The sequence below is a fragment of the Pseudomonas paraveronii genome (assembly GCF_963681955.1).
Lineage (GTDB): Bacteria > Pseudomonadota > Gammaproteobacteria > Pseudomonadales > Pseudomonadaceae > Aquipseudomonas > Aquipseudomonas paraveronii.
In genome coordinates this window covers 270,767-285,532 of sequence record NZ_OY817130.1, presented here as the reverse complement: position 1 = coordinate 285,532, position 14,766 = coordinate 270,767, and the positions used below count along the sequence as shown (strand labels likewise).

Genomic DNA, 14,766 nt, shown 5'->3' with positions numbered 1-14,766 from the left:
AACAGCCGCAGGCGCCAACTGACCGTTCGCGCACAAAAAAGCCGCCCACATGGGGCGGCTTTTTCACAACGACCGAATCTTACAACTTCGGACCCGCTGCCTTGATCGCATCGCTCACGTCAAACTTCTTGAAGTTCTCAATGAACAGACCCGCCAGCGCCTTCGCCGCTTCGTCGTAGGCAGCCTTGTCAGCCCAGGTGTTACGTGGGTTCAACAGGCCAGCCTCAACGCCCGGCACAGCCAATGGCACGTCCAGGTTGATGGTGTCGAGGTGTTGCGTTTCAACGCCGATCAACGCGCCGCTCTGGATCGCTGCGATCACGCCACGGGTGGTCGGGATGTTGAAGCGTTGGCCAACGCCGTAGCCGCCGCCGGTCCAGCCGGTGTTGACCAGGTAGACCTTGGAGCCGAAACCGCGGATGCGCTTGATCAGCAGCTCGGCGTATTCGCCGGCCGGGCGTGGGAAGAACGGCGCGCCGAAGCAAGTCGAGAAGGTCGACTTGATGCCGCCGCCCGAACCCATTTCGGTCGAGCCCACCAGTGCGGTGTAGCCGGACAGGAAGTGGTAGGCCGCTTGTTCTTCACTGAGGATCGACACTGGCGGCAGTACGCCGGTCAGGTCGCAGGTCAGGAAGATCACAGCGTTTGGCTCGCCGCCGAGGTTCTTCTCGGAACGCTTGGCTACGTGCTCAAGCGGGTAGGCGGCGCGGCTGTTCTGGGTCAGGCTGACATCGCTGTAGTCGGCGTGCCCGGCCTCGTCGATAACGACGTTTTCCAGTACGGCACCGTGCTTGATGGCTTTCCAGATAACCGGCTCGTTCTTCTCGGACAGGTCGATGCACTTGGCATAGCAACCGCCTTCGATGTTGAACACCACGCCCTCGCCCCAACCGTGTTCGTCGTCACCGATCAGGTAACGGCTTTCGTCGGCGGACAGAGTGGTCTTGCCAGTGCCGGACAGACCGAAGAACAGGGTCACGTCGCCGGCTTCGCCGATGTTGGCGGCGCAGTGCATCGGCAGTACGTCGGCGGCCGGCAGCAGGAAGTTCTGCACCGAGAACATGGCTTTCTTCATTTCACCGGCGTAAAGCATGCCGGCGATCAGCACTTTTTTCTGGGCGAAGTTGAGGATCACGCAACCGTCGGAGTTGGTGCCGTCACGCTCAGGCACGCACTCGAAGTTGGCCACGTTGAGCACTTGCCACTCGTCACGGCCGGCCGGGTTGTACTGGGCCGGGTTGATGAACAGGCAAAGCCCGAACAGGTTATGCCAGGCAGTCTGGGTGGTCATCTTCACGGCCAGGTAGTGGTCTTCGGAAGCCCCTACATGGACGTGGGAAACAAAATGCTCTTGCGCGTTGTTGAATGCCTCGACGCGAGCCCACAGGGCATCGAACTTGTCGGCCGGGAACTTGCGGTTGATCGGGCCCCAGGCAATGGCGTCCTGGGTCGAAGGCTCTTCAACGATGAAACGGTCGACTGGCGAACGGCCGGTACGGTGACCGGTTTCTACGACCAGCGCGCCAGTATCGGCAAGCACGCCTTCACCGCGCTGCAGGGCTTCTTTGACCAGATCGTCAACACTCAGATCGGTGTATACGGCGTTATTGGCTTGCGTCATGAGGTTCCCCGTCGGCCTATGGCCGAGTGCTCCAAACGTTTTGTAGTAGAAAGTTGCGCACTACTACCGCGAAAAAAGTGGGCCGGATTATGCCAGAAAAGCCCGAAAAAAGTAGGGTCCTCCCGTCAGAACAGCGCTAATCCGGCGTTTGTCAGGTGATTTACCTGTGCTTAAACGTTTTAGTGGCGGGTATCAGAGGGAGTGTCGATACCTGCGCCGGCGAACAATTGGGCGATATCAGCGGCATCGAACAGGTACCGCTGGTTGCAAAACTGGCAGTCGATCTCGATATGACCACCGTGCTCTACCACCAGGTTTTGCGCATCCTCCAGGCCGAGGCTGACCAGCGCATTCGCCGAACGCTCGCGGGAGCAGCTGCAATGGAAGCGCAGGCCCTGCGCATCGAACAGGCGCACAGCTTCTTCGTGGTACAGGCGGTGCAGGATGGTTTCGTTGTCCAGGGCCAACAATTCTTCAGCGGTCAGGGTGCCGGCCAGGGCGGTGAGGTTGCGCCAGCTTTCAGTGCGGTCGTCGTCATCCTTGATGCGGTCGGCGGGCAACTGTTGCAGCAACAGGCCACGGGCGCGCTTGCCGTCGGCGTTGAGCCAGAAACGCGTGCCAATCTGCTGGGACATGACGAAATAGTTGGTGAAGCAGTCCGACAGGTTTTCGCCGTCGAGGTCGACGATGCCCTGGTAACGCTGGCCTTCGGTCGGGTCGACGGTGAGCGCCAGCACGCCGTTGGGCATCAGGTCGGCCAGGGTGGCGTCAGGGGCGATCAGCTCAGCGTCATACCGGGCCAGACCACGGATCTCACGCTCGCTGGAACATTCGATCATCAGCAACGGGACCGGACCTTCGGAGCGGGCTTGCAGGATCAGCAAGCCGTCGAATTTCATGCTGCCTACCAGCAGCGCCGCAGCGGCCATCAACTCACCGAGCAGTTGCGCGACCGGCTCCGGATAGGGGTGCTTGGCGAGGACTTCGGCATAGCTGCGCTCCAGCGAGACCAGTTCGCCACGGGCGTCGTTCTCGTCAAAGATGAAGCGTTGGGTAAAGTCAGTGTCCGGTAAATCAGTCATAGGTCTAGGTATCTGAATTGATGACAAAATTATTACAAGCTTTATAAAATTGAACGCTTTAGCACCCTCTGGGTGCGGCTTTCTCCTGGAAACGGAGAGCTTATATAGAGCGAAGAGGGACAGTTTATGAACAATCCGGGTTTGTTCCAAGCCAAGTGGAACCTCCGGCGATGGGCTCTTTGCAATTTACTCGCAATCGGGCTGCTGTGTTTTTGGCTATGGCCCGCGGGCCAGATGCTGTGCGTGTTTTTCGACGAGTGGCTGTTTCATCTGCTCAATGCCCCGCTGGCAAACAATTCAACCTGGCTGCATATCTGGGCTGTGGCCAGCCTTAGGCCGTTTGATGCAGTGGTCGGCGTGATTCTGCTGACGCTGTTGATTCGCGGCGATTGGGTGTTCAAGGCGGTGCAGGTGCGCCAGGCGCTCTTGGGTTTTTTTGGGATTTTGCTGTTGTTGCTGTTTATCCGCATGCTGTTTTCCAAACTCGCGGCGCCGATGGGCTGGCAACACAGTAGCCCTTCGATGGTGCTCAGCGGCGCGATTCAGATGAGCGACTATTTCCCTGGGCTGGAGAAAATCTGGGAGTTGAAAGACCGTTCGAGCCAGAGTTTCCCCGGGGATCATGCTTCGGTGTTGCTGATCTGGGGGATGTTCATGACGGCATTCGCCCAGCGCCTGGGCCAGGTGCTGGTGATCTGGGGCCTGGCGCTGTTGTTCATGACGCCGCGGCTGGTGGCGGGGGCCCATTGGGGGCAGGACGATTATATCGGCGGGGTGCTGCTGGCACTGCTGGCACTGGGGTGGGGGTATTACACGCCGTTTGCCGCCAAGGTGTCGGGGGTGTTGCTACGGCTGACCGCGCCGGTGTTCGGGTTACTCGGCAAGCTACCGGTGATTGGCCGATTGAGCGTCATGCGCACCCCCTCCTGACGCTAAGAACTCATGTGGAAGCGGGCTTGCCCGCTCCCGCATGGGTAGATCTGTTTTGTGCTGAAGATTTGCGCGGTCAATCGTCATTACCACTGCCGCGAAACTTGAACAGGTCACGCCGCTGCTTCTTGCTCGGCTTGCCATCGGTGGTCATGCCCGTGGCACCGGCCTTGCGCATGGCCGCTGCGTTTTCGCGCTTGGCCATGCTGGCTTCGGTCTCGGCGTACAGCGCCTGCGCTTCGGGCGCGCCACGGCGCACGGCGGAAAGCGCCTGGACCACGACAGTTTTTTCGTCAAACCCTATACGAATCTGCAACTCATCGCCGACGCGCGGCTCTTTGCCCGGCTTGCAGCGCTCGCCGCGATGATGCACCTTGCCACTCTCGATAGCGGCCTTGGCCAAGGCACGGGTTTTATAGAAACGCGCCGCCCATAGCCACTTGTCCAGACGGATTTTGTCTTCCTCTGCCTGCTTCTGAGCCACTTGAATTCCTCGTTCTGAAAAATGCCGCAACTTTACTGTTGAAACGCTTCGACGCATAAACCCCAAGGCTCACCTAAGATACGCCAGGTAGCCGTCTGTTTTCGCGAGGATACGCTGTGACCGACTTCCCGACTTCACTCACCTCGCCCGACCAGCGTTGCCTGGGCTGCCAGCAAAGCGAGCCCTTGGGTTTTGATTTTGCATTCGCCTACCAACCGATCGTAGACCTTCGCGACCATTCGGTTTTTGCCCACGAAGCCTTGGTGCGAGGCACGCAGGGCGAGGGCGCGTTGTCGGTGCTAAACCAGGTCAGCGATAGCAACCGCTACCGCTTCGACCAGCGCTGCCGCACCAAAGCGATCGCCCGCGCCGCCGCCCTGGGGATGCAAACCTATCTTTCCATCAATTTCATGCCCAACGCGGTGTATCGACCCGAGCTGTGCATTCGCAGCACCCTGGAGGCCGCCCGCACGCACAATTTTTCGCTGAACCAGCTGATTTTCGAGACACTGGAAAGCGAGCACATAGATAACCATCGCCATTTGACGAATATTCTGCGTGAATACCGCGAATTCGGCTTCAAAACTGCCATCGACGATTTCGGCGCGGGCTATTCGGGGCTGAACCTGCTGGCCGATTTCCAACCTGACTTGATCAAACTCGACATGGCGCTGATCCGCAATGTCGACCAGGATCGTGTCCGCCAGGTCATCGTCCAGGGGATTGTCACAATCTGTGAGCAGTTGGGCGTTACTGTCATCGCTGAAGGCATTGAAAGTGCCGGTGAGCGTGACTTCCTGTCCGACTGTGGAATATTTCTGATGCAGGGCTACTGGTTCGCCAAACCCGCATTCAACGCGCTGGCCGAGGTTTCCCCTCAAGCCTGGGCGAATTGACCGGTTACCCATATTGAAGACATTTGACCATTTGACCGTTGTCGGTCTGCGTGAGTGGGTGGCACTTCCCGACTTGGGAGTGGCAGGCCTGCGCGCGAAGATCGACACCGGAGCCAGTACCTCAAGCCTGCACGCCACCGATATCGAGCCCTTCGAGCGAAACGGTGAGAAATGGGTGCGTTTTACCGCACACCTGGGCAGCGTCGTGCAGTTGCGGCACCGCCGCTGCGAAGCGCCGCTGATGGCGATGAAAACCATCAAGAGCTCCAATGGTCATGCGCAGGTGCGCTATGTGATCAGCACCACCCTGGCATTGGGCGACCGGGTCTGGCGGGTCGAATTCACCCTCGCCTGCCGCAAGGCCATGCGCTACCGCCTGCTCCTCGGTTCCAAAGCGCTGATTGACGGCCAGTTGGTGGTCAATCCCGGCGTCAAGTACGTTCAAGACAAGCCGGTGTTCCCGGTCTCTACTATTTCTGCCCCAGGTGCTGCATGAAGATTGCTGTGCTGTCGCGAAACCCGCGCCTATATTCCACCCGCCGCCTGGTCGAGGCCGGCACCGAACGCGGCCATGAAATGGTGGTGATCGACACGTTGCGTGCGTATATGAATATTGCCAGCCATAAGCCGCAGATCCACTACCGCGGCAAACCGCTGGAAGGCTTTGACGCGGTAATCCCGCGTATCGGCGCCTCGGTGACCTTTTATGGCTGCGCGGTGCTGCGCCAGTTTGAAATGATGGGCGTCTCCCCGCTGAATGAATCCGTCGCGATTGCGCGCTCACGGGACAAGCTGCGCTCGCTGCAATTGCTCTCGCGCCGGGGTATCGGCCTGCCGGTTACCGGTTTTGCCCACTCCCCCGACGACATTCCCGACCTGATCGAAATGGTCAACGGCGCGCCGCTGGTGATCAAGGTGCTGGAAGGCACCCAGGGCATCGGCGTGGTGCTGTGCGAAACCGCCACGGCGGCGGAGTCGGTGATCGAGGCGTTCATGGGCCTCAAGCAGAACATCATGGTGCAGGAATACATCAAGGAAGCCGGCGGTGCGGATATCCGTTGCTTCGTGGTCGGCGACAAGGTGATTGCCGCGATGAAGCGCCAGGCCAAGCCAGGAGAGTTCCGCTCCAACCTGCACCGTGGCGGCAGCGCCAGCCTGATCAAGATCACCCCCGAAGAACGCATGACCGCGCTACGGGCGGCCAAGGTCATGGGGTTGAGCGTGGCGGGTGTGGATATCCTGCGCTCCAACCATGGCCCACTGGTGATGGAAGTCAATTCATCACCCGGGCTGGAAGGCATCGAGACCACCACCGGCAAGGATGTGGCGGGGATCATCATTCAGCATCTGGAGAAGAGTGGTGGGGCGAATATGACCAGGACCAAAGGCAAGGGCTAATCGCGTAACACCTTAAACACGCTGAAAACCCATGAGGGAGCGGGCTTGCCCGCTCCCTCATTTGATCTTGGTTGTTTAAACCGCATCTCTGGGCAACATCAACCCCAACGGCAAGCGCACCCGTGCTTCAAGCCCGCCGTTCTCGCGATTGCGCAACTCAACATTGCCGCCATGCATCGAGGCAATCCGCCGCACAATCGCCAGCCCCAAACCGGTGCCCTTGCCACCCCGAGCGCGGTCGCCACGGGTGAAGGGGTTGAAAATGCCTTCCAGCTCGGCCGGGTCGATACCTGCCCCCCGATCCATCACGCTCAGCACCACATAGGGCGCAGCACTGTCACCGGAGACATACGCCGCCACTTCCACATCCGAGCCGGCGTGGTGCAAGGCGTTGCCGATCAGGTTGTTCAGCAGGCGCTTCATCGAGACCCGACGCAACGCAAACGGCTGGATCGGCTCCAGGCGCATGCGCACCTGCTCGCCATTCTGGTTGTAAGGCGCCACCACCTCGCGCACCAGGTCCGTCAGGTCGACGACTTCCACCACCTCGTCACGACCATCACGGATAAATGCCAGGAACTGGTCGAGAATCGCGTCCATGTCCTCGATATCACGCACCATGTCATCCGTGAGATCGGTATGGTCGCCCATCAACTCCAGGGACAGCCGCAAACGCGTCAATGGCGTGCGCAAGTCATGGGACACGCCCGCGAGCATCAACTCGCGCTCGCGCCCGGCCTGTTCGACATCCTCGGCCATCTGGTTGAACGCACTGTATACCTCGGTCATTTCACTGGGCGTGTCGCTGACCGGCAGGCGCACACTGCGCCCCTGCCCCAGTTGGCGGGCGGCAAACACCAGGCGTTTAAGCGGTTGATTGAGCTGGCGCACGAAAATCCACGCCGATGCCGTTGAAAGCAAGCCGATAGCCAGGAACCAGCCCAGCACGTTCCAGATCTTCTGCCCTCGCAAAGGGTGCGGATACAGCGGCACCTTCAGCCAATCTTCCCCCAGGCTCGGCGCGCGCACCCACAGTGCGGGTGACACATGCATACGCAGCCGCACTTCGGTGTCGTCGCCCAGTTCCGCCTGCATCTGGCGCTGGTAAATCTCACTGTAGGGCCAATGTTGCTCGCCTTCCGGCACACCTGCGCCCGCCACGCGCACCAGCGTGGCCGCCTTGGCGATTTTCTCGCGGTTCTCGGGGTCGGCCGCCCAATAGGCGCGCAGGGTCAGGGCGACACCGTGGCTGTACTGTCGATCCACCAGCACGTCTTCGTTCATCAGCAGATAAACCAGCGTGAGTGCCTTGGAAAACAGAACGACGATAAGCACCAGCCAAAGGGTGCGGGAGAAGAAACTTTGCGGGAACCACAGCGGGGTTTTCATAGGAAACAGCTAGACACCTTGCAGGAACGAGCAGCGCTCGCAGAATTGCAGACGCCGGACATCCCGTCGACCCTCATGGAGCCAAACGCCAGGATGCCCGCCCCTGCAAATCATCGGTCACTTGGTTGCAGTGCCATCCGGCACAAACACATACCCCACGCCCCACACCGTCTGGATATAACGCGGCTTGGACGGGTCCGGCTCGATCATTCGACGCAGACGAGAGATCTGCACGTCGATGGAGCGCTCCAAAGCATCCCATTCCCGACCACGGGCCAGGTTCATCAGTTTGTCGCGGGTCAGCGGCTGGCGTGCGTTCATCACCAGCGCCTTGAGCACGGCGAACTCGCCGGTGGTCAGCATGTGTACTTCATCGCCACGCTTGAGCTCACGGGTGGCCAGCGACAGCTCGTAATCGCCGAAGGTGACGCTTTCGTCCTCGCTGCCCGGTGCGCCCGGCACCGGCGCTGCCTGGCGACGCAATACGGCCTTGACCCGCGCCATCAGCTCGTCCGGGTTGAACGGCTTGGCCAGGTAGTCATCAGCGCCCAGTTCGAGTCCCTTGATGCGGCTCAGCTCATCGCCCTTGGCGGTGAGCATGATGATCGGAATCTGGTTGTTCGCGCCGCGCAGGCGTTTGCAGGCGGTGAGCCCGTCTTCACCGGGCAACATCAGGTCGAGCACGACCAGGTTGAACACCTCACGCCCCAACAGGCGGTCCATCTGCTCGGTGTTCGGCACCGCGCGGGCACGGTAGCCCTTGGAGTTGAAAAAACGCTCCAGCAGGCTGCTCAGCCCCGGATCGTCATCAACGATGAGAATTTTTTCGCCTTCAGCAGTTTGTGCAGTGCTGCTCATTGGATGCTCCTCTTATCTCGGCGCGCATTATGGCCTAGCTGCCGTTATACGCACCGAGTGCATTGTTAGCAGATTTTTCCTCTACTGCCAGCGAACCCGCGCCCTACAACCTGTGGCGCAGTACCCCCCAAGGACAGAACGCTGGTTATAATGCGACGCCCTCGTGCAGGGCAACGTCAGATCGTTACCGTTTACTGCCGGGCTTTTTTTACCCGCTTGTCGTGATTTTTTCGATTTCGAGGGTCAATAGGCAGCCTCTTGACCCAGGCAGCGGCGCCAGTCGGGCCGCTCAACCAGCCTCGCCGGGCCTTGTTTTTCCGGGCCTGCGAACTGCTTTTAAGAATTTCAGGTGGTTTTATGGACAGCATCAACAGCCGCATCGCCGAGGAACTCGGTGTACGCCCCCAACAGGTCGAAGCGGCCGTCGCTCTACTGGATGAGGGCTCCACGGTGCCCTTCATCGCCCGTTACCGAAAAGAAGTGACCGGCAGCCTCGACGACATTCAACTGCGGCACCTGGAAGAGCGCCTGCGCTACCTGCGAGAACTCGACGAACGGCGCATCAGCATCCTCGCCAGCATCACGGAACAGGGCAAGCTGACCCCGCAATTGGAACGCGACATCAAACTCGCCGATACCAAGACCCGCCTCGAAGACCTCTACCTGCCGTACAAACAGAAGCGCCGCACCAAGGGCCAGATCGCCCTGGAAGCCGGCCTCGGCGACCTGGCCGACGGTCTGTTCAACGACCCCTCGCTGACCCCGGACACCGAAGCCGCGCGCTTCATCGACGCCGAAAAAGGTGTCGCCGACGTCAAGGCCGCCCTTGAAGGCGCCAAGTACATCCTGATGGAGCGCTTCGCCGAAGACGCCAGCCTGCTGGAAAAGCTGCGCACCTACCTGAAGCAGGAAGCCATCCTCAGCGCCCGCGTGATCGCCGGCAAAGAGGAAGAAGGCGCCAAGTTCCGCGACTACTTCGAACACGACGAACCGCTCAAGAGCATGCCGTCCCACCGCGCCCTGGCGATTTTCCGCGGCCGCAACGAAGGCATTCTCAGCTCCGCGCTGAAAGTCGGCGACGAACTGCCGGGCACCATGCACCCGTGCGAAGGCATGATCGGTCAACAGTTCGGCATCCAGAATCAGAACCGTCCTGCGGACAAGTGGCTCGGTGAAGTCGTGCGCTGGACCTGGAAGGTCAAGCTCTACACCCACCTGGAAACCGACCTGCTCGGCGAGTTGCGTGACGGCGCCGAAACCGAAGCGATCAACGTCTTCGCCCACAACCTGCACGACCTGCTGCTGGCCGCACCGGCCGGCCCGCGTGCCACCCTGGGCCTCGACCCGGGCCTGCGCACCGGCTGCAAGGTCGCCGTGGTCGATTCGACCGGCAAGCTGCTCGACCACGCCACCGTGTATCCGCACGTGCCACACAACAAGTGGGACCAGACGCTCGCGATCCTGGCAGCCCTGTGCGCCAAGCACGCGGTAGACCTGATCGCCATCGGCAACGGCACCGCCAGCCGTGAAACCGACAAACTGGCCGCCGAACTGATCAAAAAATACCCCGCCATGAAGATGACCAAGGTCATGGTTTCCGAGGCCGGCGCTTCGGTGTACTCGGCATCGGAACTGGCTTCCAAGGAATTCCCGGACCTCGACGTGTCGATCCGTGGCGCAGTGTCCATCGCCCGCCGCCTGCAAGACCCGCTGGCCGAACTGGTGAAAATCGATCCGAAATCCATCGGCGTCGGCCAATACCAGCACGACGTGTCGCAGCTGAAACTGGCGCGCGGTCTGGATGCGGTGGTGGAAGACTGCGTAAACGCCGTGGGTGTGGACGTGAACACCGCCTCCGTCGCACTGCTGGCGCGGATCTCCGGCCTCAACGCGACCCTGGCGCAGAACATCGTGACCCACCGCGACGAAAACGGGGCGTTCAAGACCCGCGCCGCGCTGAAAAAAGTCGCACGCCTGGGTGAAAAAACCTTCGAACAGGCCGCCGGTTTCCTGCGTGTGATGAACGGCGACAACCCGCTGGACGCCTCGGCAGTTCACCCGGAAGCCTACCCGCTGGTGCAACGCATCGCCGCCGAGACCGACCGCGACATCCGCTCGCTGATCGGCGACGCCGCGTTCCTCAAGCGCCTGGACCCGAAGCAGTACACCGACGAAACCTTCGGCGTGCCGACCATCACCGACATCCTGCAAGAGCTGGAAAAACCTGGTCGCGACCCACGCCCAGGGTTCAAGACCGCCGAGTTCCAGGACGGTGTCGAAGACCTCAAGGACCTGCAACTGGGCATGATCCTCGAAGGCGTGGTGACCAACGTGACCAACTTCGGTGCCTTTGTGGACATCGGCGTGCATCAGGACGGTTTGGTGCATATCTCCGCGCTTTCGGAGAAGTTCATCAAAGACCCACGCGAAGCGGTGAAGGCCGGTGACGTGGTCAAGGTCAAGGTCATGGAAGTCGACATCCCGCGCAAACGCGTCGGCCTGTCGATGCGCATGAGCGACACCCCCGGCGAGAAAATCGACGGTGCCCGTGGCGCCCGCCCGGGCTCGGCGCCACGCCCGTCGCAAAACAACGCGCCGCGCAAGGAAACCGCGACCGCAGCGCCGAGCAACAACGCCATGGCCTCGCTGTTCGCCAACGCCAAACAGTTGAAGAAGCGCTGATGGAGATTCCGGCCGGTTTGACCCAGAGCGCGTTCAGCGAACTGATCGGCTGCCGCCTGCAACGCCTGGAGCAGGGCGTTGCCGAGGTGGCCCTGAGCCTGGAGCCGCAACTGCGCAATCGCGCAGGCAAGCTCCATGGCGGGGTGATTTTCAGCCTGGTCGACATCACCATGGGGCTGGCCTGTTCCAGCGCCCACGGGTTCGACCAGCAGAGCGCGACCATTGAATGCAAAATCAACTACATCCGCGCGGTGGAAAACGGCGAAGTGCTGTGTACCGCACGGGTGATTCACCCCGGTCGGCGCACGTTGGTGGTCGAGGCCGACGTGTACCAAGGTGAACGACTTGTCGCAAAAGCGCAGGGCACCTTCGCTGTCCTATAGCTCCCCACCCTCGATTTGAGTTAATTTCGGCGCTGCGATAACGGCGTCGGAATTTTCTTGCTGCGCTATAGCCCAATTCATGGAGTGAAGTAGGCTTTTTCAAAACGGGTCAAATCGACTCAAAACCAGGCGATCACGCCAGTTTTAACTTCACCCTTGTAGACCGTCCTGCCCACCCCCATATTGGGGCGACTGACGCGTGAAGGAATCCAACTTGAGCGAACTTCTCAACCGCCGCCTGGCCCTGCTCGGCAAGCGCGAACACCTCTCCCTGCTGGAGCATTGCTTGCACGGCATCGAGCGCGAATGCCTGCGTGTCACCCATGAAGGTCGCCTGGCGCAGACGCCGCACCCCGAAGCCCTGGGCGCCGCACTGACCCACGAACAGATCACCACCGACTACTCGGAATCGTTGCTGGAGTTCATCACCCCAGCCCTGCCCAACCCGGCCGATACCCTGAGCAATCTGGACAAGATCCATCGTTTTGCCTACAGCAAGCTCGGCAGCGAATACCTGTGGAGCCCCTCGATGCCGTGCCCGTTGCCGGCCGAGGAAGACATTCCGATTGCCTACTACGGCACCTCCAATATCGGACAGCTCAAGTACGTGTATCGCAAGGGCCTGGCCCTGCGTTACGGCAAGACCATGCAGTGCATTGCCGGTATCCACTACAACTTTTCCCTGCCGGAACAACTGTGGCCGCGGCTCAAAGAAGCGGAAGGGTTTGTCGGCACCGATCGCGACTATCAGTCCAACGCCTATATCGCCCTGATCCGTAACTTCCGCCGCAACAGCTGGCTGCTGATGTACCTGTTCGGTGCCTCGCCGGCCCTGGACGCGGGCTTCCTGCGCGGCCGTTCGCACCAGTTGGACGTGCTGGATGCCGACACCTTGTACCTGCCGTATGCCACCAGCCTGCGCATGAGCGACCTGGGTTACCAGAGCAACGCCCAGGCCGGCCTGACGCCGTGCTACAACGATTTGGCCAGCTACACCGACAGCCTGCGCGAAGCAGTGGCAACGCCCTACGCGCCTTATGTCGAAGTCGGCACCCACAAGGACGGGGAGTGGGTGCAACTCAACACCAACATCCTGCAGATCGAAAACGAGTACTACTCCAACATCCGTCCCAAGCGTGTGACTTACACCGGCGAGCGGCCGATCCAGGCGCTGATGGCCCGTGGCATCCAGTACATCGAAGTGCGCTGCCTGGACATCAACCCGTTCCTGCCGATGGGTATCGACCTGCAGGAGTCGCGTTTCCTCGATGCGTTCCTGCTGTATTGCGCGCTGAACGAGAGCCCGCTGTTCGCCGACAACGAGTGCGGCAACGCCACGTCGAACTTCCTCAGCGTGGTCAAGGAAGGCCGGCGTCCGGGCCTGCAACTGCAGCGCAAGGGCCAAACGGTGGACATGAAGGAATGGGCCACCGAGTTGCTGGAGAAGATCGCACCGCTGGCCGCCCTGCTCGATCAGAGCCACGGTATCCAGGAACACAGCCAGGCACTGGACGCCCAGTTGGCCAAGGTCAACGACCCGTCCCTGACGCCGTCGGCCCAAGTGTTGGCCGCGATGGCCGAGCGCAAGGAAAGTTTTGCGCAGTTCTCCCTGCACCAGAGCGAGGTGCACGCCGAATATTTCCGCAGCAAACCGTTGCCCGCTGAAGAGCAGGCGCACTTTGAAGAACTGGCGCGCACCTCGCTGGCGCAACAGGCGGAACTGGAGCAGAACGAAGTAGGCGATTTCGATGTGTTTGTCGGCTCGTACCAGGCCAGCATCCTCGCCATCAGCAACTAAAAGCCGAACTCACTCCCCCAGGGAAATGAGCTTCATGTGGAAGGGGGCTTGCCCCCGATAGCAGTCCTCAGTTAACTGATCAGTGACTGACCCACCGCTATCGGGAGCAAGCTCCCTCCCACATTTGCCCTCGCTGGGGTGAAGAATCCCTTCCACCCTTCTCCTCATAAGCTAATTCGAAAAAGTTATTTATTTTCGAGTTCTTAGATCATTTAGTCTCCTCACATGCCGATTCTCGGCCGCCTGATTGAGGAGCTTCCCCTTGAAACTGCTTACCCCTCTGCGCCTCTTGGCCGCGTTGTCCCTGGCCGGTGCCAGCCTGTTTGCCCAGGCGGCGGATGTGACCATCGCCTACCAGACCACCGTGGACCCGGCGAAAGTCGCCCAGGCCGACGGCGCGTATGAAAAAGCCACGAACGCCAAGATCGACTGGCGCAAATTCGACAACGGTTCCGACATCATCGCCGCCATCGCGTCCGGCGACGTGCAGATCGGCTACCTCGGTTCAAGCCCGCTGACCGCAGCCATCACGCGCAAAGTGCCGGTGCAGACCTTCCTCGTCGCCACCCAGATCGGCGGTGCCGAAGCCCTGGTGGCGCGCAACGGTTCGGGGATCAACAGCCCGCAGGACCTGATCGGCAAAAAAGTCGCCGTGCCGTTCGTGTCCACCGGCCACTACAGCCTGCTGGCCGCGCTGAAGCACTGGAACATCGACCCGTCGAAAGTGACCATCCTCAACCTCGCGCCGCCAGCCATCATCGCCGCCTGGAAGCGCGGTGATATCGACGCCACCTACGTGTGGGACCCGGCCCTGGGCGTGGCCAAGGAAAACGGCAAGGTGCTGATCACTTCCGGCGAACTGGCCACGTTCGGCGCGCCGACCTTCGACGCGTGGATCGTGCGTAAGGATTTCGCCGAGAAGCACCCGGAAATCGTCAGCGCTTTCGCCAAAGTCACCCTGGATGCCTACGCCGCGTACCGCAAAGACCCACAAGCCTGGCTCGCCGACAAAGGCAACGTCGACAAGCTGGTGAAGCTCTCCGGTGCCAAGGCCAGCGACATCCCCGCGCTGCTGCAAGGCAATGTCTACCCGCTGGCCGCTGAGCAGGTGACCCTGCTGGGCGCACCAACCACCAAGGCGGTGACCGATACCGCGGCGTTCCTCAAGGAACAAGGCAAGGTCGAAGCGGTGCTGCCGGACTACGCCCCCTACATCAGCGCCAAGTTCATTACCCACTGATCAGG

Annotated in this window: 13 protein-coding genes; 8 read left to right on the top strand and 5 right to left on the bottom strand. The window is 60.8% G+C overall.

The annotated features are described in order from the left end of the window. Positions 1-79: 79 nt before the first annotated feature. Both U5A08_RS01260 and hslO read right to left on the bottom strand, forming a co-directional pair. A complete protein-coding gene (locus U5A08_RS01260) occupies positions 80-1,621 on the bottom strand; it encodes a phosphoenolpyruvate carboxykinase (RefSeq protein WP_321849945.1) in 1,542 nt (513 codons plus the stop codon). A 179-nt stretch (positions 1,622-1,800) separates the two neighbouring features. After that, positions 1,801-2,703: an Hsp33 family molecular chaperone HslO gene (hslO, locus tag U5A08_RS01255; protein ID WP_253392598.1), complete on the bottom strand. Its 903-nt coding sequence runs from the start codon at positions 2,701-2,703 to the stop codon at positions 1,801-1,803. Positions 2,704-2,829: 126 nt separating this feature from the next. Between hslO and U5A08_RS01250 the strand changes: the two genes are divergently transcribed. Next, a complete protein-coding gene (locus U5A08_RS01250) occupies positions 2,830-3,633 on the top strand; it encodes a phosphatase PAP2 family protein (RefSeq protein ID WP_321849942.1) in 804 nt (267 codons plus the stop codon). 76 nt (positions 3,634-3,709) lie between these two features. Here U5A08_RS01250 and U5A08_RS01245 read toward each other — a convergent pair whose 3' ends face one another. Beyond that, positions 3,710-4,117, bottom strand: coding sequence for an RNA-binding S4 domain-containing protein (locus tag U5A08_RS01245; RefSeq protein WP_253392594.1), 408 nt, complete (start codon positions 4,115-4,117; stop codon positions 3,710-3,712). Positions 4,118-4,233: 116 nt separating this feature from the next. Between U5A08_RS01245 and rimA the strand changes: the two genes are divergently transcribed. The 3 genes from rimA to rimK are packed head-to-tail and all read left to right on the top strand — an operon-like array spanning position 4,234 to position 6,411. Then, complete coding sequence (gene rimA / locus U5A08_RS01240; RefSeq protein WP_321849938.1) at positions 4,234-5,013, top strand: S6 modification regulatory phosphodiesterase RimA; 780 nt, start codon at positions 4,234-4,236, stop codon at positions 5,011-5,013. A 13-nt stretch (positions 5,014-5,026) separates the two neighbouring features. After that, positions 5,027-5,509, top strand: a complete 483-nt coding sequence (gene rimB / locus U5A08_RS01235) for a retropepsin-like aspartic endopeptidase RimB (RefSeq protein ID WP_444875491.1) — start codon at positions 5,027-5,029, stop codon at positions 5,507-5,509. Then, on the top strand, positions 5,506-6,411 hold the full coding sequence (gene rimK / locus U5A08_RS01230; protein WP_049710586.1) for a 30S ribosomal protein S6--L-glutamate ligase: 906 nt from the start codon (positions 5,506-5,508) through the stop codon (positions 6,409-6,411). The genes rimB and rimK overlap by 4 nt, the downstream gene beginning before the upstream one ends. A 75-nt stretch (positions 6,412-6,486) precedes the next feature. On the opposite strand, the gene U5A08_RS01225 is transcribed toward rimK, so the two are convergent. Beyond that, positions 6,487-7,800: an ATP-binding protein gene (locus U5A08_RS01225; protein WP_247401471.1), complete on the bottom strand. Its 1,314-nt coding sequence runs from the start codon at positions 7,798-7,800 to the stop codon at positions 6,487-6,489. A gap of 117 nt (positions 7,801-7,917) precedes the next feature. Next, entirely contained in the window at positions 7,918-8,658 is a 741-nt protein-coding gene (gene ompR / locus U5A08_RS01220; RefSeq protein ID WP_003213175.1) for an osmolarity response regulator transcription factor OmpR, read from the bottom strand. A 357-nt stretch (positions 8,659-9,015) separates the two neighbouring features. Between ompR and U5A08_RS01215 the strand changes: the two genes are divergently transcribed. From U5A08_RS01215 to tauA, 4 genes are all read left to right on the top strand, one after another. Next, entirely contained in the window at positions 9,016-11,340 is a 2,325-nt protein-coding gene (locus tag U5A08_RS01215; protein WP_253392590.1) for a Tex family protein, read from the top strand. Then, positions 11,340-11,723, top strand: coding sequence for a PaaI family thioesterase (locus U5A08_RS01210; RefSeq protein ID WP_253392588.1), 384 nt, complete (start codon positions 11,340-11,342; stop codon positions 11,721-11,723). Before U5A08_RS01215 ends, U5A08_RS01210 begins: the two co-directional genes overlap by 1 nt. 214 nt (positions 11,724-11,937) lie before the next feature. Beyond that, positions 11,938-13,521 (top strand): glutamate--cysteine ligase, encoded by a 1,584-nt coding sequence (gene gshA / locus U5A08_RS01205; protein ID WP_321849931.1) that lies wholly within the window; start codon positions 11,938-11,940, stop codon positions 13,519-13,521. 262 nt (positions 13,522-13,783) lie between these two features. Beyond that, complete coding sequence (tauA, locus tag U5A08_RS01200; protein WP_253392584.1) at positions 13,784-14,761, top strand: taurine ABC transporter substrate-binding protein; 978 nt, start codon at positions 13,784-13,786, stop codon at positions 14,759-14,761. Positions 14,762-14,766 lie beyond the last annotated feature (5 nt).

Coding starts and splice junctions, on each gene's coding strand:
- U5A08_RS01260 (WP_321849945.1), bottom strand. CDS start 1,621: ATGACGCAAGCCAATAACGCCGTATACACCGATCTGAGTGTTGACGAT.
- rimK (WP_049710586.1), top strand. CDS start 5,506: ATGAAGATTGCTGTGCTGTCGCGAAACCCGCGCCTATATTCCACCCGC.
- ompR (WP_003213175.1), bottom strand. CDS start 8,658: ATGAGCAGCACTGCACAAACTGCTGAAGGCGAAAAAATTCTCATCGTT.
- U5A08_RS01225 (WP_247401471.1), bottom strand. CDS start 7,800: ATGAAAACCCCGCTGTGGTTCCCGCAAAGTTTCTTCTCCCGCACCCTT.
- hslO (WP_253392598.1), bottom strand. CDS start 2,703: ATGACTGATTTACCGGACACTGACTTTACCCAACGCTTCATCTTTGAC.
- U5A08_RS01210 (WP_253392588.1), top strand. CDS start 11,340: ATGGAGATTCCGGCCGGTTTGACCCAGAGCGCGTTCAGCGAACTGATC.
- U5A08_RS01215 (WP_253392590.1), top strand. CDS start 9,016: ATGGACAGCATCAACAGCCGCATCGCCGAGGAACTCGGTGTACGCCCC.
- U5A08_RS01250 (WP_321849942.1), top strand. CDS start 2,830: ATGAACAATCCGGGTTTGTTCCAAGCCAAGTGGAACCTCCGGCGATGG.